Origin of the sequence: Terribium retamae, assembly GCF_022347545.1 — a bacterium.
In the GTDB taxonomy this organism is placed as follows: Bacteria; Pseudomonadota; Alphaproteobacteria; order Rhizobiales; family Rhizobiaceae; genus Mesorhizobium; species Mesorhizobium retamae.
In genome coordinates this window covers 24,326-47,217 of the sequence record NZ_JAKREW010000022.1, presented here as the reverse complement: position 1 = coordinate 47,217, position 22,892 = coordinate 24,326, and the positions used below count along the sequence as shown (strand labels likewise).

At 62.3% G+C, this 22,892-nt stretch carries 27 protein-coding genes; 13 read left to right on the top strand and 14 right to left on the bottom strand.

The window, feature by feature from the left end:
• The first annotated feature begins 47 nt into the window (after positions 1 to 47).
• Complete coding sequence (locus L4923_RS19780; protein ID WP_239368271.1) at positions 48 to 2,333, top strand: NADP-dependent malic enzyme; 2,286 nt, start codon at positions 48 to 50, stop codon at positions 2,331 to 2,333.
• A 41-nt stretch (positions 2,334 to 2,374) separates the two neighbouring features.
• Positions 2,375 to 2,842: a YqeB family protein gene (locus tag L4923_RS19775; RefSeq protein ID WP_239368269.1), complete on the top strand. Its 468-nt coding sequence runs from the start codon at positions 2,375 to 2,377 to the stop codon at positions 2,840 to 2,842.
• 11 nt (positions 2,843 to 2,853) lie between these two features.
• On the opposite strand, the gene L4923_RS19770 is transcribed toward L4923_RS19775, so the two are convergent.
• Positions 2,854 to 4,386, bottom strand: a complete 1,533-nt coding sequence (locus L4923_RS19770; protein WP_239368267.1) for an MFS transporter — start codon at positions 4,384 to 4,386, stop codon at positions 2,854 to 2,856.
• 170 nt (positions 4,387 to 4,556) lie between these two features.
• On the opposite strand from L4923_RS19770, the gene L4923_RS19765 reads away from it, so the two are divergent.
• Positions 4,557 to 5,492 (top strand): LysR family transcriptional regulator, encoded by a 936-nt coding sequence (locus tag L4923_RS19765; protein ID WP_239368343.1) that lies wholly within the window; start codon positions 4,557 to 4,559, stop codon positions 5,490 to 5,492.
• Between the two features lie 14 nt (positions 5,493 to 5,506).
• Here L4923_RS19765 and L4923_RS19760 read toward each other — a convergent pair whose 3' ends face one another.
• The 9 genes from L4923_RS19760 to L4923_RS19720 form a co-directional block, all read right to left on the bottom strand.
• Positions 5,507 to 6,085 (bottom strand): histidine phosphatase family protein, encoded by a 579-nt coding sequence (locus L4923_RS19760; protein ID WP_239368265.1) that lies wholly within the window; start codon positions 6,083 to 6,085, stop codon positions 5,507 to 5,509.
• Positions 6,086 to 6,105: 20 nt separating this feature from the next.
• A complete protein-coding gene (locus L4923_RS19755) occupies positions 6,106 to 7,098 on the bottom strand; it encodes an adenosine kinase (RefSeq protein WP_239368263.1) in 993 nt (330 codons plus the stop codon).
• A 95-nt stretch (positions 7,099 to 7,193) separates the two neighbouring features.
• Complete coding sequence (locus tag L4923_RS19750) at positions 7,194 to 7,508, bottom strand: TonB C-terminal domain-containing protein (RefSeq protein WP_239368261.1); 315 nt, start codon at positions 7,506 to 7,508, stop codon at positions 7,194 to 7,196.
• Positions 7,509 to 7,703: 195 nt separating this feature from the next.
• Positions 7,704 to 8,063: a hypothetical protein gene (locus L4923_RS19745; RefSeq protein WP_239368259.1), complete on the bottom strand. Its 360-nt coding sequence runs from the start codon at positions 8,061 to 8,063 to the stop codon at positions 7,704 to 7,706.
• Between the two features lie 135 nt (positions 8,064 to 8,198).
• Complete coding sequence (locus L4923_RS19740; RefSeq protein WP_239368257.1) at positions 8,199 to 9,008, bottom strand: isocitrate lyase/PEP mutase family protein; 810 nt, start codon at positions 9,006 to 9,008, stop codon at positions 8,199 to 8,201.
• A gap of 259 nt (positions 9,009 to 9,267) precedes the next feature.
• Positions 9,268 to 9,927, bottom strand: coding sequence for an HAD family hydrolase (locus tag L4923_RS19735; RefSeq protein WP_239368255.1), 660 nt, complete (start codon positions 9,925 to 9,927; stop codon positions 9,268 to 9,270).
• Positions 9,927 to 10,412, bottom strand: a complete 486-nt coding sequence (gene dut / locus L4923_RS19730) for a dUTP diphosphatase (protein ID WP_239368253.1) — start codon at positions 10,410 to 10,412, stop codon at positions 9,927 to 9,929. Before dut ends, L4923_RS19735 begins: the two co-directional genes overlap by 1 nt.
• A gap of 66 nt (positions 10,413 to 10,478) precedes the next feature.
• A complete protein-coding gene (locus L4923_RS19725) occupies positions 10,479 to 11,690 on the bottom strand; it encodes an MFS transporter (RefSeq protein WP_239368251.1) in 1,212 nt (403 codons plus the stop codon).
• A 2-nt stretch (positions 11,691 to 11,692) separates the two neighbouring features.
• On the bottom strand, positions 11,693 to 12,163 hold the full coding sequence (locus L4923_RS19720) for an Lrp/AsnC family transcriptional regulator (protein WP_239368249.1): 471 nt from the start codon (positions 12,161 to 12,163) through the stop codon (positions 11,693 to 11,695).
• Positions 12,164 to 12,264: 101 nt separating this feature from the next.
• Between L4923_RS19720 and L4923_RS19715 the strand changes: the two genes are divergently transcribed.
• Positions 12,265 to 12,486, top strand: a complete 222-nt coding sequence (locus L4923_RS19715) for a DUF6356 family protein (protein ID WP_239368247.1) — start codon at positions 12,265 to 12,267, stop codon at positions 12,484 to 12,486.
• A gap of 56 nt (positions 12,487 to 12,542) precedes the next feature.
• Positions 12,543 to 13,337, top strand: coding sequence for a class II glutamine amidotransferase (locus tag L4923_RS19710; protein ID WP_239368245.1), 795 nt, complete (start codon positions 12,543 to 12,545; stop codon positions 13,335 to 13,337).
• A 7-nt stretch (positions 13,338 to 13,344) separates the two neighbouring features.
• Here the strand turns inward: L4923_RS19710 and L4923_RS19705 are convergent, their stop codons facing one another.
• Positions 13,345 to 14,157 carry a hypothetical protein gene (locus L4923_RS19705; RefSeq protein WP_425530979.1) on the bottom strand — a complete coding sequence of 271 codons (813 nt, stop codon included), beginning with the start codon at positions 14,155 to 14,157 and terminating at the stop codon, positions 13,345 to 13,347.
• Between the two features lie 191 nt (positions 14,158 to 14,348).
• On the opposite strand from L4923_RS19705, the gene L4923_RS19700 reads away from it, so the two are divergent.
• From L4923_RS19700 to dnaQ, 4 genes are all read left to right on the top strand, one after another.
• Positions 14,349 to 14,948, top strand: coding sequence for a Maf-like protein (locus L4923_RS19700; protein ID WP_239368241.1), 600 nt, complete (start codon positions 14,349 to 14,351; stop codon positions 14,946 to 14,948).
• The gene (locus L4923_RS19695) at positions 14,941 to 15,780 is read left to right on the top strand and encodes a shikimate dehydrogenase (RefSeq protein WP_239368239.1); all 840 of its coding nucleotides are present in this window, start codon (positions 14,941 to 14,943) and stop codon (positions 15,778 to 15,780) included. The genes L4923_RS19700 and L4923_RS19695 overlap by 8 nt, the downstream gene beginning before the upstream one ends.
• Positions 15,777 to 16,382 carry a dephospho-CoA kinase gene (coaE, locus tag L4923_RS19690; protein WP_239368237.1) on the top strand — a complete coding sequence of 202 codons (606 nt, stop codon included), beginning with the start codon at positions 15,777 to 15,779 and terminating at the stop codon, positions 16,380 to 16,382. The genes L4923_RS19695 and coaE overlap by 4 nt, the downstream gene beginning before the upstream one ends.
• 93 nt (positions 16,383 to 16,475) lie before the next feature.
• Positions 16,476 to 17,195, top strand: a complete 720-nt coding sequence (dnaQ, locus tag L4923_RS19685; RefSeq protein WP_239368235.1) for a DNA polymerase III subunit epsilon — start codon at positions 16,476 to 16,478, stop codon at positions 17,193 to 17,195.
• A gap of 72 nt (positions 17,196 to 17,267) precedes the next feature.
• Here dnaQ and secB read toward each other — a convergent pair whose 3' ends face one another.
• Positions 17,268 to 17,756: a protein-export chaperone SecB gene (gene secB, locus L4923_RS19680; protein WP_129412371.1), complete on the bottom strand. Its 489-nt coding sequence runs from the start codon at positions 17,754 to 17,756 to the stop codon at positions 17,268 to 17,270.
• Positions 17,757 to 17,849: 93 nt separating this feature from the next.
• Positions 17,850 to 18,335 carry an FxsA family protein gene (locus tag L4923_RS19675; RefSeq protein ID WP_239368233.1) on the bottom strand — a complete coding sequence of 162 codons (486 nt, stop codon included), beginning with the start codon at positions 18,333 to 18,335 and terminating at the stop codon, positions 17,850 to 17,852.
• Positions 18,336 to 18,532: 197 nt separating this feature from the next.
• On the opposite strand from L4923_RS19675, the gene L4923_RS19670 reads away from it, so the two are divergent.
• From L4923_RS19670 to L4923_RS19655, 4 genes are read left to right on the top strand one after another with little or no spacing between them, the layout of a single operon-like run.
• Positions 18,533 to 19,243, top strand: a complete 711-nt coding sequence (locus L4923_RS19670; protein WP_239368231.1) for a Tim44/TimA family putative adaptor protein — start codon at positions 18,533 to 18,535, stop codon at positions 19,241 to 19,243.
• 9 nt (positions 19,244 to 19,252) lie between these two features.
• Positions 19,253 to 20,356 (top strand): murein transglycosylase A, encoded by a 1,104-nt coding sequence (mltA, locus tag L4923_RS19665; RefSeq protein WP_239368229.1) that lies wholly within the window; start codon positions 19,253 to 19,255, stop codon positions 20,354 to 20,356.
• On the top strand, positions 20,353 to 20,877 hold the full coding sequence (locus L4923_RS19660; RefSeq protein WP_239368227.1) for a Smr/MutS family protein: 525 nt from the start codon (positions 20,353 to 20,355) through the stop codon (positions 20,875 to 20,877). The genes mltA and L4923_RS19660 overlap by 4 nt, the downstream gene beginning before the upstream one ends.
• Positions 20,874 to 21,245 (top strand): helix-turn-helix domain-containing protein, encoded by a 372-nt coding sequence (locus L4923_RS19655; protein ID WP_239368225.1) that lies wholly within the window; start codon positions 20,874 to 20,876, stop codon positions 21,243 to 21,245. The genes L4923_RS19660 and L4923_RS19655 overlap by 4 nt, the downstream gene beginning before the upstream one ends.
• Here the strand turns inward: L4923_RS19655 and L4923_RS19650 are convergent.
• On the bottom strand, positions 21,242 to 22,834 hold the full coding sequence (locus L4923_RS19650) for a peptide chain release factor 3 (protein WP_239368223.1): 1,593 nt from the start codon (positions 22,832 to 22,834) through the stop codon (positions 21,242 to 21,244). The two genes, L4923_RS19655 and L4923_RS19650, sit on opposite strands and share 4 nt — an antisense overlap.
• Positions 22,835 to 22,892: the final 58 nt, after the last annotated feature.

Below are 22,892 nucleotides of genomic sequence, written 5' to 3'. Positions count from 1 at the left end.
AGAAATTGAGTGCGCCTCAGGCACGCCGAAGGGGAAGAAACAAAAGCATGGCTCGCAAGAATGGACAGGACGGACAAGGCCCTTCGGTAAGCTCCGAGGAGGCGCTGGAATTCCACGCCATGGGGCGGCCGGGCAAACTGGAGATCGTGCCGACCAAGCCGATGGCGACGCAGCGCGACCTGAGCCTCGCCTATTCCCCGGGCGTCGCCGTACCGGTCAAAGCGATCGCGGAAGACCCATCGCGCGCCTTCGACTACACCACGCGCGGCAACATGGTCGCCGTCATTTCCAACGGCACCGCCATCCTCGGCCTTGGCAATCTCGGCGCGCTCGCCTCCAAGCCGGTGATGGAAGGCAAGTCGGTGCTGTTCAAGCGCTTCGCAGACGTCGATTCGATCGACCTCGAAGTGGCGACCGAGGATGCCGACGAGTTCATCAACTGCGTCAAATTCCTCGGCCCTTCCTTCGGGGGCATCAATCTGGAAGACATCAAGGCGCCGGAATGCTTCATCATCGAGCAGCGCCTGCGCGAATTGATGGATATTCCGGTCTTCCATGACGATCAGCACGGCACCGCCATCATCGCGGCCGCGGGCCTGATTAACGCGCTGGCGATCACCGGCCGCGACATGAAGACGACGAAGCTCGTTTGCAACGGCGCCGGCGCCGCCGGCATCGCCTGTATCGAGCTGGTGAAGTCGATGGGTTTCTCGCCGGAAAACGTCATCCTTTGCGACACCAAGGGTGTCGTCTACCAGGGCCGCACGGAAGGCATGAACCAGTGGAAGTCGGCACATGCTGTGAAAACCGAGGCACGCTCTCTGGCCGATGCGCTGGACGGCGCCGACGTGTTCTTCGGCCTTTCCGCCAAGGGCGCGCTGACGACGGCGATGGTGCAGTCGATGGCCAAGAACCCGATCATCTTCGCCATGGCCAATCCCGATCCGGAGATCACACCGGAGGAAGTGGCCGAGATCCGTACCGACGCGATCATGGCCACCGGCCGTTCGGACTATCCGAACCAGGTCAACAATGTGCTGGGTTTTCCCTACATCTTCCGCGGCGCGCTGGACGTGCGGGCCACCACCATCAACGACGCCATGAAGGTTGCCGCGGCGCAGGCTCTCGCCGAACTCGCCCGCAAGGATGTGCCGGACGATGTTGCTGCGGCCTATCAGGGCAACCGGCCGAAGTTCGGTCCCAACTACATCATCCCGGTGCCATTCGACCCGCGCCTGATCTCGGCCATCCCGATCGCGGTGGCGAAGGCGGCAATGGAAACCGGCGTGGCGCGCAAACCCATCCTCGATCTCGATCGCTACGCGCAGGAACTGTCGGCTCGCCGCGACCCGATCGCATCGACGCTGCAGCGGATTTACGACCGCGTGCGGCGCCAACCCAAGCGCATCGTCTTCGCCGAGGGTGAAGAAGAACAAGTGATGCGCGCAGCTGTCGCCTATGTGAACCAAAAGCTCGGCACCGCCATCCTGCTCGGCCGCGATGACATCATCAAGGAGAACGCTCGCCATGCCGGCATCGAGCTGGACAAGCCGGGACTGGAGATCATCAATGCGCGGCTGTCGCGCAAGAACGGCATCTATGCCGACTTCCTCTACGAGCGACTGCAGCGCAAGGGCTACCTGTTCCGTGACAGCCAGCGCCTGATCAACAACGACCGCAACCATTTCGCGGCCTGCATGGTGGCGCTGGGCGATGCCGACGGCATCGTCACCGGGGTGACGCGAAACTATTCGACGGCGCTCGACGACGTGCGCCGCGTCATCGACGCCAAGCCGGGTCATCGCGTCATCGGCGTTTCGATCGTGCTGGCCAGGGGGCGCACCGTCCTGGTGGCCGATACTGCCGTGCACGACATGCCCAATGCCGAACAGATTGCCGACATCGCCGAAGAAGCAGCCAACTTCGCCCGGCGCATGGGCTATGAGCCGCGCGTGGCGATGCTCGCCTATTCCACCTTCGGCCACCCGCAGGGGGAACGTTCGGAGCGCGTGCAAGAAGCCGTGCGCATCCTCGACCGGCGGCGCGTCGATTTCGAATATGACGGCGAAATGGCCGCCGACGTGGCACTGAACCCCCGCGTGATGGCCCAATATCCGTTCTGCCGGCTGACCGGACCGGCCAATGTGCTGGTGATGCCGGCGTTCCACTCGGCTTCGATCTCGACGAAGATGCTGCAGGAACTCGGCGGCTCGACCGTGATCGGTCCGCTTCTGGTCGGCCTCAACAAGCCGGTGCAGATCGTCGGCCTCAATGCCAAGGACAGCGATATCGTCAACATGGCGGCCATCGCGGCGTATTCGGCGGGGACCTGAGACGCATTTCAATTTGACATCCATGTTCCATTCTTGGGGCCATGACCGACGAACCCATCGTCATTGAAATGAAACGCACCGACCAACTCGCCGTTTTCATCGCAACGGTGATCGGCGGCGGTGCGTTTGTCGCCTTCCTGCCCGACCTTGCTGGTTGGCTGCTGGAGTTGCCTTGGGTGCCATGGCACGACCCGCTCAGGCTTGCTTTGACGCTCGGCCAGAAACTGTCCCCCTGGGCGCTTGCCATCATCGGCGGCCTGCTCGGCGTCGGCGCCGGCTTCCTGATCGTGCATGGCGAACCGACGGTGAGCGCCTCGGTCGGTGAGCTGATCATCCAGAGGGGTGATAGGCGCCACCGCTTCGCGCGCTCACAGGTGCGCACGGCGATGATCTCGAACAAGCGTCTCACCGTGCGCGACCGTGACGATGTCGAATTGCTCTCCATCAAACTCCACCCGCGCAGGGAGGTGGCCACGGCACTGCGCGAGAAGGGCTGGACGGTGGGTTGATCCTTGCGTTCTCACGCCTCGACAGCGTCGGACAGCACCTCCGGTCCGGTCTTCCGCCCCATGAACAGGAACACCACGACCGCCGTGACGATCGTGATGACGGTGAGCACAACGAGCAGGCTGGAAAAAGCGAAACCGTACTGCGCCACCACTTGGTCGTGGCCAGCATCCGGCAGCAATATCTGCGCAGCTGAAAGATCCCCCGTAACCAGCCGCTGCGCGGCCGCCATCAGTTTTTCCGACGGCGCGTGGGCGGTCGCGGCGAGATGGCCGGCGGTAAACGCCGACAAAACAGCGCTGACCACGGCCAAAGCCAAGCCTTCCCCGGCAACACGGGTGGTGTTGAAGATGCCGGTGGCCATGCCGGCGCGCTCGGTCGGCACCACTGAAACAGCAAGCCCGTCCATCAACCCCCAGGGCAGGCTGATGCCGACACCGATGGTGAGCATGGGCAGGACCAAGGCCGCTGCAGGCGCACCCGCCGGTACGCCGGACAACCAGAACAGGCCTGCGGCTGAGACGAGGAGGCCGGTGGCGCACAGCACCGAGGCCGGCAGCCACCGCGTCAACCAACCGGCCACCAGCGGCAGGATCAGCAACGGGGCCGACAATGCGATCATCAGGCGGCCGGCGGCGATCTCATCCATTCCCTCGACGCCGACAAAGCGAACCGGAAGCAGCACCAGCAGCACCACGAAAGCATAAGCAGGCGCGGCGGCCAACAATTGCACGCCGACAAAACGCGGATAACGGAACAAGGAAAGGTCCAGCATCGGCCGCGCCACCTTGCGCTCGATGATGGCGAAGATGGCGAAGGACAACACGGCACCGGCGAGCAGACCAATTACCGCCGGATCGCTCCAGCCAGCTTCCGGTGCCTTGAGGAAGCCGTACGTCAGCAAAGCAAGTGCGACGGTGAAGCTTGCGGCACCAGGCCAGTCGAGACCGGTTGCGGCGGGATCCCGACTTTCCCGCATGAAGCGGGCGGCAGTCAGGAAAGCGAAGGCGGCGGCAACGACCACGGGCAGGAAGATCGAAGCCCAGCCGAAGGCATCGATCAACAGGCCCGAGGTGATCGGGCCGAAAGAGAGACCGATGCCGAAAGAGGTGCCAAGCACGGAAAAGGCACGCATGCGCCCGGCCCCCTCGAACTCCTGGGCCAAGGCCGCTGCACCGCCTGCGAAGGCAAGCGCGGCAGCCAGGCCTTGTGCGGCACGGGCAAGGTCGAGCCAGATGATGGATGGCGAGACGGAAGCAAGCGCCGAAAACAGACCAAAGGCGGCGACACCGGTCAGGAACATGCGCTTGCGGCCATAGGCGTCAGCCAGGGCGCCAGCTGCCATCAGCGACGAACCGAAGGTAAGCATAAAGGCGTTCGTCACCCAGTTGAGCGCGATCGGGCTGCCGCCAAGCGCGCGGCCTATCGCCGGAAGCGCCACGGCAGGCCCGGTGAAGGTAAGCGGCATGGAAAGTGCTGCAAGGCACACGGCGACGAGGACGAGCGCTTTTTCGGCCGCGCCCGCGGCCTTGTACGAATTTGCCATGATGTCCACGGAGGTTGCCGTGACGGCCGCGTCGCGCGAACCAATCAACGGGGTTGTTAAAGACTGGGCTCTTGTTGACAGACTGACCCATGATAAATTTGCACTAATACAAGCAGAATAGAGCTCTCATTCCGCATATAATGGAGAAAAACGCTCGAATGGATCGTTCACTGGACCGGCTGAGCGGACTTGCCGCTTTCGTGCGTACTGCCGATCTCGGCAGCTTCGTCGCCGCTGGACGGGTGCTGCGGCTTTCACCATCGGCGGTCGGCAAGGCGGTGACCAAATTAGAAGAGCAACTGGGTGTCCGCCTGCTGCAACGTTCGACGCGCAGCCTGAGGCTGACCGAGGAAGGGCGATTGTTCCACGATCGTTGCCGGCGCGTGCTGGACGATCTCGACGATGCTCAAGCGATGCTGGCCGAGGCGATCGAGACACCGCGCGGGCGCCTGAGGGTCAGCGCGCCGGTGGTGAGCTATCACCTTTTCCTGCCGGTGCTGCCAGAGTTTGCCGAGCGCTATCCCGAGGTCGAGCTCGATCTCGATTTCAACGACCGCATCGTCGACCTGATCGACGAGGGCGTCGATGTCGCGCTGCGCAGCGGCGACCTGCCGGATTCCCGGCTGATGACGCGCTCGCTGCGGCCATTCCAGCAATTGCTGTGCGCGGCGCCCGCCTATCTCGAGCGCCATGGCACACCCACCTGTCCGCGCGATCTCGACGGCCATCACTCCGTCCGCTTCCGTTTCCCCAACAGCGGCAAGCTTTATGATTGGCCACTCGTTTTGCCGGCCGGCGAGGTGGAGCCGCGCCCCAGGATCGTCCTGACCTGCAACAATATGGAAGCGCTGCGCGGCGCCACCTTGGCCGGGCTCGGCATCGGTTGCATGCCGGACTTCCTGGTGCGTGGGCCGATCGCCAGGGGCGAACTGGTAACGCTGCTCGACCGCTATCTTGATGCGCCCGGCCAATTCCGGTTGCTGTGGCCTTCCAACCGGCAGTTGTCGCCCAAGGTCAGGGTGTTCGTGGATTTCCTGTCGGAGCGGCTCTTCGCCGATCGCTGCGAGACACTCGCCCGGCCGCAGCCAAATGCCGCCGCCTTATAACCAGCAGAGCCAGATCAACTCTGGTTCCAGCGGCGAACCACCGGCTCGCTCATATCGTGCTCGTAACCGAGGACGGAGATGCTTGCCGTATCGAGCACGAACAGCGCTCCTTGCGAAGCCGGCAGGCCAAGCCAGCGTGCGGTGAGCGTGCGCAGGAAATGGGAGGAGGAGAAGACGAGCACGTTGCCGCCCGTTTCGCGCAGCGCCTGTACGATCCGGTCGGCGCGTGCGCCCGCATCGGATACACTCTCACCGTCCGGGCAACCGTCCCGGAACAGACTCCAGCCGGGGCGCTCGACCAGGATTTCCTTGGTCTTCAGCCCCTCATAGGCACCATAGTCCCATTCGGCCAGATCCGGTTTGATTTCGGCCGAGCCGAAACCGGCCAATTCCGCGGTACGACGGGCGCGGGAAGACGGGCTCGACCAGATCGCGGTGAAGTCCTTGCCTTGCAGCCGCGTGGCAAGACCGGCTGCGGCTTCTTCGCCTTTGGCCGTCAGCGGAATGTCACTGCGGCCGGTGTGCTTGCCGCTGGCACTCCACTCGGTCTCGCCGTGCCGAACCAAGGTGATTTCGGGGTAGGGGCTGGCCATGACCTTGTCCTTGCTTCTGGTTAGACCAGCCCGGCCTGTTCGGCTTCGCGCTTGAGGTTCTGACGTGGGCGCGGGCCGATCTGCTGGATGACGAGGCCAGCGGCCAGCGAGCCAAGGTCGCCGCAGGTCTTGAGATCGCGGCCCTGAGTATAGCCGTGCAGGAAGCCTGCTGCGTAGAGGTCGCCGGCGCCGGTCGTATCGACCAGCTCTCTTATTTTGGTCGCCTCAATGACGAAAGTGTCGTCGCCGCTGACAATGACGGAGCCTTTTTCCGACCGGGTCACCGCGGCGATACGGCAATCCTTGCGGATCTGCGCCAGCGCCTCATCGAAGGACGACGTCTGGTAGAGCGACTTGATCTCGTGGCTGTTGGCGAAAATGATATCGACCGTGCGCGAACGCATCAGGTCGAGGAACTCGGCTCGATAGCGATCGACGCAGAAACTGTCCGACAGCGACATCGAGACCTGACGACCGGCAGCGTGCGCGTGCTGGGCGGTGAGGCGGATGGCTTCCTTGGCGCGCGGCGGATCCCACAGATAGCCTTCGAAATAGGTCACCGCCGCGCCCGACGCCTTGTCTGACTCCACATCCTCGGGACCGAGCTCGACACAGGCGCCGAGATAAGTGTTCATCGAGCGCTCTCCGTCTGGGGTGACGAAGATCATCGAACGCGCCGTGGGTGGTGTGCCGACCAGGGGCTGGGTATCGAAGGCAACGCCCTGGGCCTGGATGTCGTGGGTGAAGATCTCGCCGAGATGATCCCTGGAGACCTTGCCGAAATAGGCCGCACGACCACCGAAACTGGCAATTCCGGCTGCCGTGTTGCCGGCGCTGCCGCCGGAAGCTTCCACAGCAGGGCCCATGCGACGGTAGAGAAGTTCCGCGCGCTCGGCATCGATCAGGTTCATCGCACCCTTGATGATGCCGTTGTCGGCGAGAAAGGCCTCATCGCATTGGGCGATGATGTCGACAATGGCATTGCCAATGCACAGAACGTCGTAATCCGGCATCCGGGTCTCCGCGCGCGAGCTCTTATGGCCCAAAACCCTGGCTTTCTGCCACGCCGGCCGGGCGCGGGTCTAGCCGAATGCCGATTTTTTGCAAGCTATTGCTGTGGCGCTGGAGGGATTTCTGATGGATCGAAAGTGACAACAATTTCGCTCCATACTTCGGGATCATATGGCAGCAGCATTGTATAGGGAGCACATTTTTCAATGGCTCGGATGGCGCTGGCTGCGAACAATTGAAAAGTTTTTCCCTCTTTTGATCTTCGGACCACCGGCTTTTCGGCCAACGAACCATCTGGCCTAAGATGGACGACGATCTCAGTCTGAAACGCATCGAGCTCTTCAGGAACGGCTTTGGCGGGTATTGACCAACATCCGGAGATTTTATCTCTCATGGCAGCCATCGCTGCCACGCTGACTCTTCCCTTGGCGGGAGACGTTTTGCTCTCAGCGCAGGCAACCGATGTCAAAATCCACGTCGAAGAGATCGCTAGAACGCACCAAATCCATGATCGCATGCCGCTGCCCCCAACCGATACCTACTGTGCTCATCGTAGATTGAACTAGGATCTGCACACAATGATCGTTTCGAACAGCATGGGTGCTATCTAAAATACCGGCGCGAAGTTGAGCTTCAGCTCACGCCAGCGCTCATAAGGAACACGGGTGCGTTTCATGCTGCGGAAAGGCGCGCACCGCTCCACGGCGCGCACCGCGCTGGCGGCGAGCAGCTTAGCCTCCTTCGCCTTGGGCGGGTTTTCAACCGTAGGCCTGGCGGCCAGCGACCCGTCGCGCTTGAGGCGCACCTTGACGACAATGGGCCCGGGTTTCGCGCCTTTCATATCCGGCGGCATCCAGCAGCCTGCGATCTCGTTGTGCAATGCCTCGACCAGCGCGGCAAACTCGCCCTTGGTGTCGGCGAGCGCCGCGGAGCCGGAACCAACCGACAGCGCGGCGGCGAAAAACACGGCACGTATCGCAACATTCATCTGAGCAGGACCCTTGGCACGCCATCCGCCTTGATGATGAAGTCGGCGCGACCGCCATAGTAGGCGCCAGCGCCGACCTCTGCAACGATGGCCGCATGCGGGCCTGCTCTAGTTCTACGCGACGGTGCCCGACGACAAGAGCTCGGTCATCCTCCTGTAGGTCATGGTGTTGGACCGATTGAAGGTGAACGACCCGACATCGAGCAGCTCGCGACCTGCCCGCTCGAGCGCACTGAAGGCGACGCAAGCAAGCTGCGAGCCGACGGAAATGCGCCTGGCACCAGCCTGTGCCAGCGCTGGAACGGTGAAATCTGCCGTCGACAGCACGTTGACCGGCTTATCCAGGGCCTGACAGACCGCGCGAACCGATGCGATGTCGGAAAGACCCGGCGCGTAAAGCACGTCGGCACCTGCCTTCTCATAGGCTTGCAGGCGTCGGATGGTGTCGTCGAGATCGGGGCGACCATGCAGAAAGTTCTCGGCGCGCGCGGTGAAGACGAAATCGCGCTTCAAGGCGCGCGCGGCTTCTGCCGCTGCAGCGACCCGCTCCACCGCCTGCGTAAAATCATAGATGGGCCTTTCGGCATCGCCGGTGTGGTCCTCGATCGAACAACCCGCCAGCCCCGCCGCCTCGGCGGCGAAAATGGTCTCACCGGCGCTCTCTGCGCTGTCGCCCTTACCCTTTTCCAGGTCGGCCGAGACCGGCAGGTCGGTCGCCGAGACGATGTCACGGCAATGCTGGATCATCTCCTCGAAACCGATCGCGCCATCCGGGAGGCCACGCGAGAAGGCATAGCCGGCACTGGTGGTGGCCAACGCCTTGAAGCCCATGGAGGACAGCAGCTTGGCCGAGCCGAGATCCCACGGATTGGGAATGACAAAGGTCTCGGCGTGCAGGTTTCGGAAAATCTTGCCCTTATCCATAGAAGTCTCTCCACAAAGACGCGCCGGCCACAGTTCAGGTCTGATGATTTTCGATGTTTGCACCCCCGACCCAGCGCGCCGAGCGAACTGCGAAAACCCAAACAACAGGCTGTGGCAAATTTCAGGACTGGAACCCTAGCGAGCGAACTTTGGCCCGGCAAACAAATGCGATTGGTTCAGGCGGCCAGTGCGGAACACTCCTGCCAATGCGCTGGCAGCAGGCGAGATGAAACCGTCATGAAACCAACGATGAGGGCGCTTAGCGCAGCGGCACCAGTCCCGGCAGATCGCGCATGTCCGAGAACAGAACGCCGCCCGCCCTTTCCAAACCTTCGGGATCGGAATGCGGATCGCCGTGGTAGGAAAACACGCGCATGCCAGCGGCAATGCCGGCTGTCGTACCGGCCACCGAATCCTCGATGACGATACAATCGGCTGGGTTCACACCCATTTCCCTGGCGGCGTGCAGGAACAAGTCCGGGAACGGTTTCGAGCGCCCGACCATGGTGGAGCTGAACATGGCGTGCTCGAAGAACGGAAGCAGCCCGGTGACGCCCAGCGTTATATGCATCTTGGACACGCGCGCCGAAGAGGCGACACAATAGGGAAGGTTGGCCGCTCGTACGGCATCGATCACGTCGCGCACATATGGAATCTCGTCGACACCGTTCGCAAAAAGCTCGGGCAGGCCAACATTCCAGCGGTCGGCGAAATCTTCGCCAAGATCGATGCCTGCCACTTCCAGGATCTCGTTGCGCACGGAGATCATGGAGCGGCCGGAAAACTGCTTGCGGCAATAGTTGAAGTCGACGGGATAGCCGGCTTCGGTGAGCCACAGCGCCAGACGTTCGTTGGCCATGTTCTCGGTATCGACCAGGATACCGTCACAGTCGAAGATGACCAGCCCGGGCAGCGGCATCACGCGGTTCCGGTCGATCCGAAACCGCCGCCGCCACGCTCGGTGCCGCCGGCGAGGCTGCGCTCTTCGGAGCGGACCTGGACCGCGGGAGCGAAGACGATCTGAGCGATGCGCATGCCGCGCTCGACATAGAACTCTTCGTCACCGTGATTGATCAGCAGCACCTTCACCTCGCCGCGATAGTCGCTATCGACGGTACCGGGCGTGTTGAGGCAGGTGATGCCATGTTTCAGTGCGAGGCCGGAGCGAGGGCGAACCTGACCTTCCAGGCCTTCCGGTATTTCCAATACCAGTCCCGTCGGCACCAGCGCACGCTTGCCGGGCAGAATGAGCAGTGGCCGATCCTCCGGAACGGCAGCCCTGAGATCCATGCCGGCAGCGCCGGCGCTTTCGTAGGCCGGCAACGCCAGCCCTTCGCCGTGCGGCAGGCGGACGAAACCGACCGTCTGGCCGAAGACGGATTGATTTTGAGGTGTCGGGTGCATGGCGCGATCCTATCGGGCGAGCAGTGCATCAAGTCAACCGGTTACGGGTATTTCAACGCGAATCTTTCATTGAGGCATCGACAGCCGGGCTCGCAACGGCAGCAGGCCGACGAGCGCCACAACAGCAAAAACGGCGCCGGCAAGGAAGGTGGCTTCAGGACCAAACTGATCCCACAGGAAGCCTGCCAGCACGCTGGCGACGAGCAAGGCGATGCCGGTGATCAGATTGAACATGCCGAATGCAGTGCCGCGCAACTCCGCCGGCGCTGCATCCGCAACCAGCGTTGCCAGCAGCCCTTGCGTGAAACCCATATGCAGTCCCCACAGCACGACGCCGATGAGGAGCCCGACGATGTCTGGCACAAGGGCGAGGACGAGATCCGCTGCCACGAGGAAAAGAAGACCGACGGCGAGAAGCATAGACCGGCTAAAGCGATCGGCGAGCACGCCGGCAGGATAGGCCGACAGCGAGTAGGCGAGGTTCATCACCACCAGCACGACCGGCACCAAAGCCAAGGAAAGGCCGATCGACTGCGCGCGCAAGATGAGAAAAGCTTCGCTGAAACGGGCGAGCGTGAAAACCGCCGCCACGGTTACCACCAGCCAGAAGCCCGCGCCCAGAAGGCGCAGCTCGGAGCGCCTTAGCGGCATGCGAACCTTGCGCTGGCCCGCCGGGCGCTCGGGCTCCCTCACCGCAAAGACGATCAGGGCAACGGCGGCAAAAGCCGGTAGGACGGCGATCCAGAAAACCGTCTGGAAATGATTTGCAGTTGTCCACATCAGCGCGATGGCCAGCAGCGGGCCGGCAAAGGCGCCGATCGTGTCGAGCGATTGCCGCAGGCCGAAGCCGGCACCACGCTGTTCCAGCGGCGTGATGTCGGCGATCAGCGCATCGCGCGGGGCGCCGCGGATGCCCTTGCCGATGCGGTCGATGAACCGCGCCGCAACCAGCCAGCCGATCGATGGCGCCAGCGGAAAGATCGGCTTGGTGATCGCCGCCAACCCGTAGCCCAGCGCCGCCAGTAGTTTGCGCTTGCCGAGCCAGTCGCTCAGTGCTCCCGAAAAGATCTTGGTGATCGAAGCGGTTGCCTCGGCGATGCCTTCGATGATGCCGACGGTAAGGCTTGCGGTGCCCAGCACAGCCACCATGTAGACGGGCAGCAGCGCGTGGATCATCTCCGAGGAGATATCCATGAACATCGATACGAAACCGAGCGCCCAGACACCGGCGGGAAGACTGCGGCGGGTCACCGGGGTGATGTTGTTGGTAGAACTCATGCCTAGCGCACTTCCACCGGCACCACCGTCGTTTCCTTGATCTCCTCCATGACGAAGGAGGCGGAAACGTCGGACAACGGCACCTTCGCAATCATGCGCTGATAGAGCCGGTCGTATGCCTTGACGTCCGCAACGCGAGCACGAAGCACATAGTCGAGATCGCCGGACATACGGTAGACACCGGTGATCTCGGGAAAAGATGTCACCGCGGCCCGGAACTTGGCCAGCCAGTCCGGATCATGGCTCGACGTGCGCACGATGATGAACACCGAAAGACCGAGGCCAAGCTTGTCGGCATCGACCAGCGCAACCCGGCCGGTAACGACACGCTCGTCCTCCAGCCTTTTCACCCGGCGCCAGCAGGCATTGCGAGACAGGCCGACGCGTTCCGAGAGCTGGTCGACCGACAAGGTTCCGTCCCGCTGCAGTTCCGCAAGGATTCTTCGATCAATCGTATCGATTTCATAAGCCATGTTGGGATATTTGTCCCAATTCTAGATGCACAACAAGGACAAATTGGGATCGATGTTCCGACATGGCATGGGAGGATAGTGCAGAGAATGGGAGAATCACCATGACGACGCGCATCGCCCGCCTTTTCACCGACCATCCGCACTCGGTCGATGAGAGCTACTTCGAACACATGCGCTTCGCCGGCTGGTTTGCCAGCAGGTTGTTCATGGCCGGCGGCGCCGCACTCATTCATGCTTTTTTACCCTTCCTGTTCGAGACTACGGCTAGCAGGATCATCCGCCAGCTCTACGAGCGTACGCACAATCGCCGTCCGCAGGCATGATCCCGAGGCCGGCTGGAGCCGGCCACTGTCCAGACGTGCCTGAGGGGCGTTGACGCATGTGCCGATGGGCGGCCTATCTCGGTGAAGAGGTCTTCCTCGAAGACATCGTCAGTGCGCCTTGTCATTCGCTGATCGCACAGAGCCATTGCGCGCAGGAGGCGAAATCGCCCACCAATGGTGACGGTTTCGGCCTTGCCTGGTATGGCGGGCGCGCGGAACCCGGTCTCTACCGCGACATCCTGCCGGCCTGGTCGGACCCCAATCTCAAAAGCCTCTGCAAGCAGATCCGCTCCGGCCTGTTCCTGGCGCATGTGCGCGCCTCGACCGGCGGCGCAACCAGTCGCGCCAACTGCCATCCCTTTGTCTCCGGCCGCTGGTCGTTCATGCACAACGGCCAGATCGGGGGCTTCGAGCGTATCCGCCGCGCGCTCGAGGCAGCCTTACCGGACGCACTCTACGATCAGATCGAAGGTACGACCGATTCCGAACTGTTCTTTTTCCTGATGATGGACGCGGGGCTGGAAACCGACCCGCAAGGCGCGCTGGAAAGGGCAACCTCCCAGGTGATTGCGGCCGCCGAAAGGGCGGGTGTTGATCCAGCCCTGAAGTTGACCGCCGCCTTTTCCGATGGGCAGGCCGTGCACGCGGTGCGCTATTCGACTGACGGCCAAGCACCAACACTCTACACCTCCGCATTCCATGGCGGTCGCTGCATCGTGTCGGAACCCTTCGACCGCGAGAGTGCTGAATGGCAGGCCATTCCGCCGGCGAGCTTCGTAACCATGACGAGGGCGGGAATCCGCATCCGTCCGTTCGCGCCGGCTTCAGGGATGGCGATCGCGGCCGAGTAGGCGGAGGTCAGCCGGCGAGCCTCACCGTCCCATACGGATTGAACTTGAACTCGTCCTTTTCGTACTGGGATTCGAAAGAGAGGCGCGCTCCGCGTTTCCTCAGCACCTCTTCCAGGCCGCGCACGGCAATTTCGTCCGCGACAGCGTCCATGGTCGCCACAGCCTCGCGCTCGCTCGCCTGGGATATCGGCACATAGACTTCCGGCAATCCCACGAGGTGGAAGCCGACACTTTCCAGATATTTCTTGGCCGACAGTGGGCGCTTGGCGAAGGCGAGCCGGCCAATGCGCCTTTGTGCAAGAGCATCGTCAGCCTCCAGGGCAGCAGCACCCTGGAGCGCAAGCCGTTTCCAGCGCGCCAGCCCATGGGCGATGCCCGCACTTTCGCCCTTAACGGCCACCGCGCCCTTGTCGACCATGTGAGCGACGAGGAACAAGGCTCCGATGGAAACGGTGACCGCATTGTCTCTCGTCATCGGCGGGCCGAGCACATAGAGAACGGATCGATGGCTGGCGACGGCAGCTTCATCGGCCTCGGTCCAGGCATCTGGCTCGACGCGGTCCCAACACACATCGAAGGATCGGACCATGCGGTCATCCGGTTCGGCCTGAGAATAAGTGTGGTCCACGCCGAAACCGGTGGCGAATTCTTCAATGCCGCCCAGGGCTGCGTCCGACAGCCGAGACAGATCGCGATCCTTGCCCAGGAAGCAAAGAACATGTCGTGGTTTCACCACCTCCGACTCGGATGGTTCCATCGGTTTCTCCTTCGTCCCGAGCTTTGCCGCAAATGAGGATCGCCAGGCCGGCAACGTCCCCATCAGCCCCAGAAATGCGCGCCGCCCGATACCCACGAAACTCTTCTCCCGATGATTCAAACCGCCGCTCACTTGCGGGACATCATAACGGTCAGTCGATTGCACGACGATGAAATAGGAATCCGCTCGGATTTGGTCATTCCAACATTGCGCGGCATGGTATAGCCGAGGGCCAGTCAGCCTGCGGAGGTACCATGACCGAAAAACTCATCCTGGCATCAGGCAGCCCGTTTCGGCTGGCCATGCTGAAAAATGCCGGCGTCCATGTCGAAGCGGTACCGGCAAAGGTCGACGAGCGCGCGCTTGAAGCGCCGCTGGAGGACAGCGGCGCCTCCCCGGAAGATGTCGCGACGATCCTGGCCGAAGCGAAGGCGACCGAGGTGAGCGAGCGGATGCCGGGAGCCCTGGTGCTGGGCTGCGACCAGACGCTGTCGCTGGGCGACGAAGTGTTCCACAAACCTGCCGACATGGAGGGCGCCCGCCGCCATCTGCTGGCTCTGTCGGGCAAGACCCATCAGCTGAACAGCGCCGCGGTGCTGGCGCGGGACGGCGCGGTGTTGTGGCGCCATGTCGGCATTGCCAATCTCACCATGCGCAGACTCGATCCCGCCTTCATCGGCCGCCATCTGGCACGGGTCGGCGCGAAAGCGCTTTCCAGCGTCGGCGCTTATCAGATCGAAGGCGAGGGCATCCAGCTGTTCGAAAAGGTCGAGGGGGACCATTTCACCATCATCGGCCTGCCGCTTCTGCCGCTGCTGACCGAACTCAGGTCGCTCGGTGCCATCGATGGCTGACATGAAAAAGGCCTTCGTGATCGGCCATCCGATCGCGCATTCGCGTTCGCCGAAAATCCACGGATACTGGTTGAAGAGCTACGGCATCGCTGGCAGCTACGAAGCGATCGATGTGGCACCCGGCGATCTGCCTGCGTTCCTGTCGACGCTTGCGGAGAGGGGCTTCAGCGGCGGTAACGTCACCATCCCGCACAAGGAAGCCGTGTGCGCAGCCGTCAAACGCCGGGATGAAGCGGCCGAGCAGATCGGCGCCATCAACACGCTGTGGGTTGAAGACGGCGAACTCCGCGGCGGCAACACCGACGCACATGGTTTCGCGGCCAATCTCGACGAATTTGCGCAGGGCTGGGCTGGCAACGGTCCGGCTGTGGTGCTGGGCGCCGGTGGCGCGGCACGTGCCGTCATCCACGCGCTGAAGGAACGTGGCGTTCGCGACATCCGTATCGCCAACCGCACGAAAGCTCGGGCAGAGGAGTTGCGAGACCAGTTCGGAACCAACGTGTCAGCACATGGCAGCGAGGCGATTGGCGAATTGATGGCCGACGCCGGACTGCTGATCAACACCACGGCGCTCGGCATGCACGGCAATGAGGGCCTGCCCGCCGATCCCACCCGCCTGCCGACGCATGCGATCGTCACCGATATCGTCTATGTGCCGCTGGAAACCCCGTTGCTTGCCGCGGCAAGGCAGCGCGGGCTGAAAACCGTCGATGGGCTGGGCATGCTGCTGCATCAAGCGGTACCCGGTTTCGAACACTGGTTCGGCAAGCGGCCGGAAGTCACGCCGGAACTGCGCGCGCTTATCGTCGACGATCTGGAGGCCAAACATTGATCGTGCTCGGCCTCACGGGTTCCATCGGCATGGGCAAGTCAACCGCCGCGAAGATGTTCCGCGAAGCCGGAGTTCCGGTGCACGATTCGGACGAAGCGGTGCATCGGCTCTATGCCGGCAAGGCAGCTCCCTTGATCGAAGCGGCTTTTCCGGGTGTGACCCGGGACGGCGCGGTGGATCGCGCGCTGCTCGGGCAACGCGTTCTGGGCGATGCCGCCGCGCTCAAGGCATTGGAAGGCATCATCCATCCTTTGGTGCGCGCCGATGCCGATGCCTTTCTGGCCCATCATCGGCAAACCGGCGCACCGCTTGCCGTGCTCGACATTCCGCTGCTGTTCGAGACGGGTGGCCGCGGCCGCGTCGACAAGGTCGTGGTGGTGAGCGCACCTGCAGAACAGCAGCGCGAGCGCGTGCTGGCACGGCCCGGAATGACCGAGGACAAATTCGAATCAATTCTCACCAAACAGGTTCCCGACGCCGAAAAGCGGCGGCTGGCCGACTATGTTGTCGATACCGGCAGCGGCTTTGAGGTCACCCGGCAGGCAATCCAGGCCATCATCGCCGAGCTATCAGGGGAAAATGGCAGCAATCACGCCGGTTGATCTTGCGGGAAAGCCGGCCGGACTCCATTTTCGATCCAAACAAACAAGCGCCGACGTCTTTGACTGGACGGCTCAGGCCGCGGAGCATCGCCGATGCGCGAAATCATCTTCGATACGGAAACAACAGGGCTCGATGCGCGCGAAGACCGCATCATAGAGCTCGGCTGTATCGAGTTGGTCAATCGGTTTCCGACCGGCAACACCTTCCATCATTACATCAACCCAGAAGGCCGCATGATCAATGCCGAGGCGGAAGCCGTTCACGGCATCAGCGCGGCACAGCTGGTCGGCAAGCCGACTTTTTCGGAGATTGCGGATCTTTTCCTGGAGTTCATCGATGGCGCCAAGCTGATCGCGCACAATGCCGGTTTCGACATGGGCTTCATCAACGCTGAATTCGCCCGGCTCGGCCATCCTCCAGTCGGACCGGAGCGCGTGATCGATACGCTGGCGCTGGCGCGTCGCAAACACCCGATGGGTCCCAATTCGCTGGACGCGCTATGCCGTCGTTACGGAATCGACAACAGCCACCGCACCAAACACGGGGCGCTGCTCGACTCCGAGCTGTTGGCAGAAGTCTATGTCGAGCTGATCGGCGGCAAGCAGGCCGCGCTCGGCCTGGATGGAGGACTGTCCCAGACGGGACGCCGAGGCGGCATAGAGATCGAGCTTACCATCGCCGCGCGGCCGGTACCGCTGGCCTCGCGGCTGACCGAGGCCGAGCGCGAAGCCCACAAGCGGCTGGTCGAATCGCTCGGCGAAAAGGCACTGTGGGCGAAATTCGCCGGCGAAAGTTCGGAAGCAGCCGAATAGTTTTCGTCCTGTCAGCGCATCGAACAAAAAACCCGGCGCGAGGCCGGGTTTTTCACTGGATATCGGGGCAGCTTAGCTGACCATCACCTTCGAGGCAGCCTGATCTTCAGCCAGCTTCTGCTGGAACATCTGCGCGAAGTCGATCGGATCGAGCATTAGCGGCGGGAAACCGCCGTTGCGGGTTGCGTCCGAGATGATCTGACGCGCGAACGGGAACAGCAGGCGCGGGCATTCGATAAACAGGATCGGCAGCATGTGCTCCTGCGGGAAGCCGGCGATGTTGAAGACGCCGCCATAGACCAGCTCGACGTTGAACAGCACTTCCTTGTCGAAGGAAGCCTTGGCGTTCAGCGTCAAATTGACGTCGAACTGCTCGTCGGACAGGGGATTGGCGTTGACGTTGACGCTGATGGCGATGCCGGGCGCCTTGTCGCGGCCACGCAGCGAGTTCGGTGCACCGGGGCTTTCGAACGAAAGGTCCTTCACATACTGGGCCAGAACGTTCAGCGTCGGCTGCGCTCCGTTGCCGTTGCTTGCCTGCGCTTCATTGTTGTCGGCCATGAGCCAAAATCCCCTTGTTGGGCCATCTGGCCCCTATTGAAATCGGGCGTTGGCTATCACGGCAGGCGCCTCAAGACAAGATTTGGCGCCTGTTCATTCATCCTTAAGCCGCCGCCAGGGCGAATTCGGGTTGGGATCGCGCGAAAACTCCTCGGTGTCGAGATCGATCGTTTTCTCGCGCTGACGCGTCCTGAAACCACCACCTTCGCCGAAGGAAGACACCACCGAAACGCGGGATTTGAGAAAACCCCAGGCGAAATCACGCACGGCAGGAACCAGGAAAACCAGGCCGATGATGGAGGTGATGAAACCAGGCACCATAAGCAGAAGCGCGGAGAAGATCGTCATGGCGCCATGCGCCAGCGGACGGCTCGGATCGCGACCGGCCTCGATCTCGGCGCGCGCATTGACCATGGTACTGAAGCCCTGGCGCTTGAGCAGCATGGCGCCGGCAATGGTCGAGGCAAGCACAAGGGCCACCGTCGCCAGCGCGCCGATCTGTTTCCCGACCACGACAAAGCCGGCGATCTCCAGCAAGGGAAGCGCCAGCACGAAGAAAGGGAGAAAGGAAGTACGCAAAAACCCGCCCAATCGTTGTATAATGGCCAGGCGACCAATCGCCGCTGGCGTTCACTGTATCAAATAGGTATGCGCTGCTTGCGTTTGAATGATGGCGCGGCACGTTCTATATGCTTTTATAGTTTTATGATCAGTCGCGAACTGGAGGCGCGGCCGGTTGAGTTGATTGGCCGCTTCGAGGGTGATTGGCACAGGACATGGCATTTTTCGACTTCGGCACGATATTCTTCCTGGTCGCGGCGGTCGTGATCTTCTTCCAGCTGCGCAATGTGCTGGGCCGCCGCACTGGCAGCGAGCGTCCGCCGTTCGATCCCTATACGGCTGGCCGCAATCGCGACAAGGATGCCGCCAAGACTTCGGAAAATGTCGTTTCGCTGCCGCGCAAGCGTGCCCCTGGCGATGCGCCGGCGCCGGATGCCTATGCAGCAATCGACGCCTTCGCCAAGCCTGACACCGATCTCAACAAGGGTCTGCGCGCCATCAAGGACGCCGACGCCAGTTTTGACCCGAAGGGTTTCGTCGACGGCGCCAAGATGGCTTACGAAATGATCGTGATGGCCTATGCCGACGGCGACCGCAAAACGCTGAAGAATCTTCTGTCGCGTGAAGTCTATGACGGTTTCGTCGCCGCCATCAGCGAGCGCGAGGCAAAATCCGAGAAGATCCAGTCCTCCTTCGTCGGCATCGACAAAGCCGACATCGTCTCGGCCGAGATGAAGGGTTCGGAAGCTCATGTCACGCTGCGTATCGTCAGCGAGCTGATTTCGGCCACCCGCGACAAGGCTGGCACCGTCATCGACGGCGACCCTGAGACGGTTGCCGAGGTCAAGGACGTATGGACGTTCGCACGGGACACCCGTTCGCGCGATCCGAACTGGAAGCTTGTCGCCACCGAGGAAGAAGATTGAGCCGCTCAGGTGTCGCTGTCGCCTTTCCTTTCGGCGCGATCCTATGACGATCTGCCCGGTTGGGCCGACGACAACCACCTTGCCGCCTTCGATGCGTTTCGACGTTCCGCTTTCCACGCTCCGGTAAAGCCATACCGCACCGGTTCGCTCGGCATCGATTTCACGGCTTTCCTGCCTGCCTATGAAGCTGCAAGATCCGCGCCGCCGAAGGATCGAGCCGGTGCGCGGGCTTTCTTCGAACGGTACTTCGCTCCGGCCCAAGTCTCCCCTGACAATGAAGCCGGTCTGGTCACGGGTTTCTATGAGCCTGTGGTCGAAGCTTCGCCGGTGCGCAGTGAGCATTATCGCTGGCCGTTGTTGTCACGCCCTGCCGATCTGATCGATATCGACGACACCAATCGGCCCGACGGCATGGATCCGTATCTTGCATTCGCCCGCCGGACGACGGACGGACCCGTGGAGTACCATGACCGCGGTGCGATCGAACGGGGCGCACTCGTCGGGCAAGGCCTGGAGATTGCCTGGTTCGCCGACAAGGTCGATGTCTTCTTCATCCATGTGCAAGGCGCAGCTCGGCTCAACATGACCGACGGAAGGCAGTTGCGCGTCACCTATGCCGCAAAATCCGGGCAGCGATTCACCGGGCCAGGCCGGGTCTTGGCCGATGCGGGCGAAATCCCGCTGGAAAAAGTGACGATGCAGTCGATCCGCGCTTGGTTCAAGGCGAACCCGGATCGCGTTGACGATATCCTTTGGCAGAACCGCTCCTTCATCTTTTTCCGCCCGGCGGCAGTGGACGATCCGGAACTGGGGCCCATCGCGGCAGCAAAAGTGCCGCTTTCGGCAGGCCGTTCCGTGGCTGTGGACCGGCTGCTGCACACATTCGGCACGCCTTTCTACATCAACGCGCCGACGCTGACCGCCTTCGACGGCAAACCTTTCCGACGATTGATGATTGCACAGGATACCGGTTCCGCCATCACCGGACCGGCACGCGGGGACCTTTTCGCCGGTTCCGGCGATGCTGCCGGCGAAATCGCCGGCGTGGTGCGCAACGCCGCCGATTTCTACGCGTTGGTGCCGCGTTCGCTGTTCGACGGAGCAGCGCGATGAGCCGGCGCCGCGACCTTTCCGAAGAAGACCGCGTTCTGTGGAACCTGGTCGCGCGCTCAGCCAAGCCGCTCAAGGGCAAAGCAATCGTGGAATTGCCGGACCCGATCGAACCGAGACCACCACAGCAAGAGCCGGCTCCGGCCAGCATCGTCACGGTATCGCCGGCAAAGCCAAAGGCGCAGCCCGTACGCCATACGCTCGACGAGCCGACCCTGGACAAGTTGTCGAAGGGACGGCTACCGATCGAAGGCCGCGTCGATCTGCACGGAATGACGCAGGACGAAGCCTATTCGCTTCTTTTTTCCTTCCTGCATCGCGCCCACGCCAATGGCGTGCGCTTCGTACTGGTCATCACCGGAAAGGGGTCGTCCTCCGGCGGGGACGGGATCCTGAAACGCTCCGTTCCGGCCTGGCTTTCGACACCGGCATTCCGGACGCTGGTCTCCAGCCACGACCACGCCGCCCGGCATCACGGCGGAGCCGGTGCGCTTTACGTGCGCTTGCGGCGGACACGGCCATGACCCCGCTTGGCGAACGCATCCGCGTGCTGCGCGAAGAACGTGGAGTGAGCCAGAAGCAGATGGCCGCAGCAATCGGCGTCAGTGCCGCCTATCTGTCTGCGCTCGAGCACGGCAAACGTGGCGTGCCGAGCTGGCCGCTGATCCAGAAGATCATCGGCTATTTCAACATCATCTGGGATGATGCCGAGGACCTGCAGCGGCTGGCTGAAAATTCACATCCGAAGGTCAAGATCGATACGGCCGGTCTGTCCCCAGCCGCCACCGAACTCGCCAATCTCCTTGCCGAAAAGATCGATCGGATAGACGAGGCAGATATCCAGCGCTTGACCGCTCTGGTGCGGGAAATGGCGGCAGCGAAACCCGCTTAAGCCGCCTGGTCCCGCACCTGGTAATCCTTGATGGCGGCAAAACGGATGGCTTTCCAGCGCTCTGCCTCGTAGTTCAGCGAGAATTCGTGCTGCGCCAGGAAAACCGGATCATTGTCGAGGTCACGGGCGATGTCGCCGCGATGCGCATCGACGAAGCGTTGCAAGTCAAGCTTGTCTTCGGCGCTGATCCAGCGGCAGACCGAAAACCGCGACATCTCGAAATCGACGGGCAGCGAATACTCGATGTTGAGGCGTTCCTTCAGCACGTCGATCTGCAGCGCGCCGACGACACCAACGATGGCCGGAGAGCCGTCTTCCGGCTGGAACAACTGAACCACGCCCTCCTCAGCCATCTGCTGCAGGGCTTCCTTCAGTTTCTTGGCTTTCATGGCATCGCCGAGGCGCACGCGGCGCAGTATTTCCGGCGCGAAGTTCGGCACGCCGCGAAACAGGATGTCCTCGCCTTCGGTCAGCGTATCGCCGATGCGCAGCGTGCCGTGGTTGGGAATACCGACGACGTCGCCGGCATAGGCTTCGTCCGCGGTGATGCGCGACCGCGCGAAGAAGAACTGCGGCGCAGTTAGGGACATCGGCTTTCCGGTACGCACCAGCTTCGCCTTCATGCCGCGCTGCAACGTGCCGGAGCAGACACGCACGAAAGCGATGCGGTCGCGATGATTGGGATCCATGTTGGCCTGAATCTTGAAGACGAAGGACGTCATCTTCTGTTCGGTGGCCTCTACCTTGCGCGTATCGGCTTCCTGAGCGCGCGGCGCCGGGCCGAAGGCGCCAAGCGCCTCGATAAGATCGCGTACGCCGAAATTGCGCAGCGCCGAGCCGAAATAGACCGGCGTGAGGTGGCCCTGACGGAAGGCGTCGAGATCGAACGGCCGGCAGGCTTCCCGCGCCAGCTCCAGTTCCTCGATGAAGGCAGGGCGGTCATTGTCGGGCAGCAAGCCTGCAGCGCGGTTGGAATCCGGCCCGTGGACCGGCGTGCGCTCGACTTCCTCGTCGTGGCGGCGCACGGCATTCTCGGCGAGGTGATAGGTGCCTGCGAACGTCTTGCCCTGGCCGATCGGCCACGTGATGGGTGCGGTGTCGAGCGCCAGCTTCTGTTCGATCTCGTCGAGGATTTCGAACGTGTCGCGCGCCTCGCGATCCATCTTGTTGACGAAAGTAATGATCGGAATATCGCGCAGGCGGCACACCTCGAACAGTTTCAGCGTGCGCGGTTCGATACCCTTGGCGGCGTCGATGACCATGACGGCAGAGTCGACGGCCGAAAGCGTGCGATAGGTATCATCGGCAAAGTCTTCGTGACCCGGCGTGTCGAGCAGGTTGAAGACGTTGTCGCCATATTCGAAGGTCATCACCGAAGTGACGACGGAAATACCGCGCTCGCGTTCAATCTTCATCCAGTCCGAGCGGGTCTGGATGCGATCCTTCTTCGCCTTGACCTCGCCGGCCAGCTGGATAGCGCCGCCGAACAGCAGAAGCTTTTCCGTCAGCGTGGTCTTGCCGGCGTCCGGGTGCGCGATGATCGCGAAGGTACGGCGGCGTGCAACCGCCTTCTCGATGGTTTCAGTCATTTTAAAGGAATTCCGTTCGTTGCGCCGGCTTCTAGCAGCGACAAACCCGCCTGTCGAA

Excerpts from the sequence above, each read along its gene's own strand:
- dnaQ (WP_239368235.1), top strand. The coding sequence starts at position 16,476 with ATGCGCGAAATCATCTTCGATACGGAAACAACAGGGCTCGATGCGCGC.
- L4923_RS19655 (WP_239368225.1), top strand. The coding sequence starts at position 20,874 with ATGACCCCGCTTGGCGAACGCATCCGCGTGCTGCGCGAAGAACGTGGA.
- L4923_RS19780 (WP_239368271.1), top strand. The coding sequence starts at position 48 with ATGGCTCGCAAGAATGGACAGGACGGACAAGGCCCTTCGGTAAGCTCC.
- L4923_RS19705 (WP_425530979.1), bottom strand. The coding sequence starts at position 14,157 with ATGGGGACGTTGCCGGCCTGGCGATCCTCATTTGCGGCAAAGCTCGGG.
- secB (WP_129412371.1), bottom strand. The coding sequence starts at position 17,756 with ATGGCCGACAACAATGAAGCGCAGGCAAGCAACGGCAACGGAGCGCAG.
- L4923_RS19650 (WP_239368223.1), bottom strand. The coding sequence starts at position 22,834 with ATGACTGAAACCATCGAGAAGGCGGTTGCACGCCGCCGTACCTTCGCG.
- dut (WP_239368253.1), bottom strand. The coding sequence starts at position 10,412 with ATGCACCCGACACCTCAAAATCAATCCGTCTTCGGCCAGACGGTCGGT.
- L4923_RS19755 (WP_239368263.1), bottom strand. The coding sequence starts at position 7,098 with ATGCCGGATTACGACGTTCTGTGCATTGGCAATGCCATTGTCGACATC.
- L4923_RS19710 (WP_239368245.1), top strand. The coding sequence starts at position 12,543 with ATGTGCCGATGGGCGGCCTATCTCGGTGAAGAGGTCTTCCTCGAAGAC.
- L4923_RS19735 (WP_239368255.1), bottom strand. The coding sequence starts at position 9,927 with ATGCCGCTGCCCGGGCTGGTCATCTTCGACTGTGACGGTATCCTGGTC.
- L4923_RS19740 (WP_239368257.1), bottom strand. The coding sequence starts at position 9,008 with ATGGATAAGGGCAAGATTTTCCGAAACCTGCACGCCGAGACCTTTGTC.
- L4923_RS19660 (WP_239368227.1), top strand. The coding sequence starts at position 20,353 with ATGAGCCGGCGCCGCGACCTTTCCGAAGAAGACCGCGTTCTGTGGAAC.
- L4923_RS19725 (WP_239368251.1), bottom strand. The coding sequence starts at position 11,690 with ATGAGTTCTACCAACAACATCACCCCGGTGACCCGCCGCAGTCTTCCC.
- L4923_RS19760 (WP_239368265.1), bottom strand. The coding sequence starts at position 6,085 with ATGGCCAGCCCCTACCCCGAAATCACCTTGGTTCGGCACGGCGAGACC.
- L4923_RS19770 (WP_239368267.1), bottom strand. The coding sequence starts at position 4,386 with ATGGCAAATTCGTACAAGGCCGCGGGCGCGGCCGAAAAAGCGCTCGTC.
- L4923_RS19670 (WP_239368231.1), top strand. The coding sequence starts at position 18,533 with ATGGCATTTTTCGACTTCGGCACGATATTCTTCCTGGTCGCGGCGGTC.
- L4923_RS19695 (WP_239368239.1), top strand. The coding sequence starts at position 14,941 with ATGGCTGACATGAAAAAGGCCTTCGTGATCGGCCATCCGATCGCGCAT.
- L4923_RS19775 (WP_239368269.1), top strand. The coding sequence starts at position 2,375 with ATGACCGACGAACCCATCGTCATTGAAATGAAACGCACCGACCAACTC.
- L4923_RS19720 (WP_239368249.1), bottom strand. The coding sequence starts at position 12,163 with ATGGCTTATGAAATCGATACGATTGATCGAAGAATCCTTGCGGAACTG.
- L4923_RS19700 (WP_239368241.1), top strand. The coding sequence starts at position 14,349 with ATGACCGAAAAACTCATCCTGGCATCAGGCAGCCCGTTTCGGCTGGCC.
- L4923_RS19715 (WP_239368247.1), top strand. The coding sequence starts at position 12,265 with ATGACGACGCGCATCGCCCGCCTTTTCACCGACCATCCGCACTCGGTC.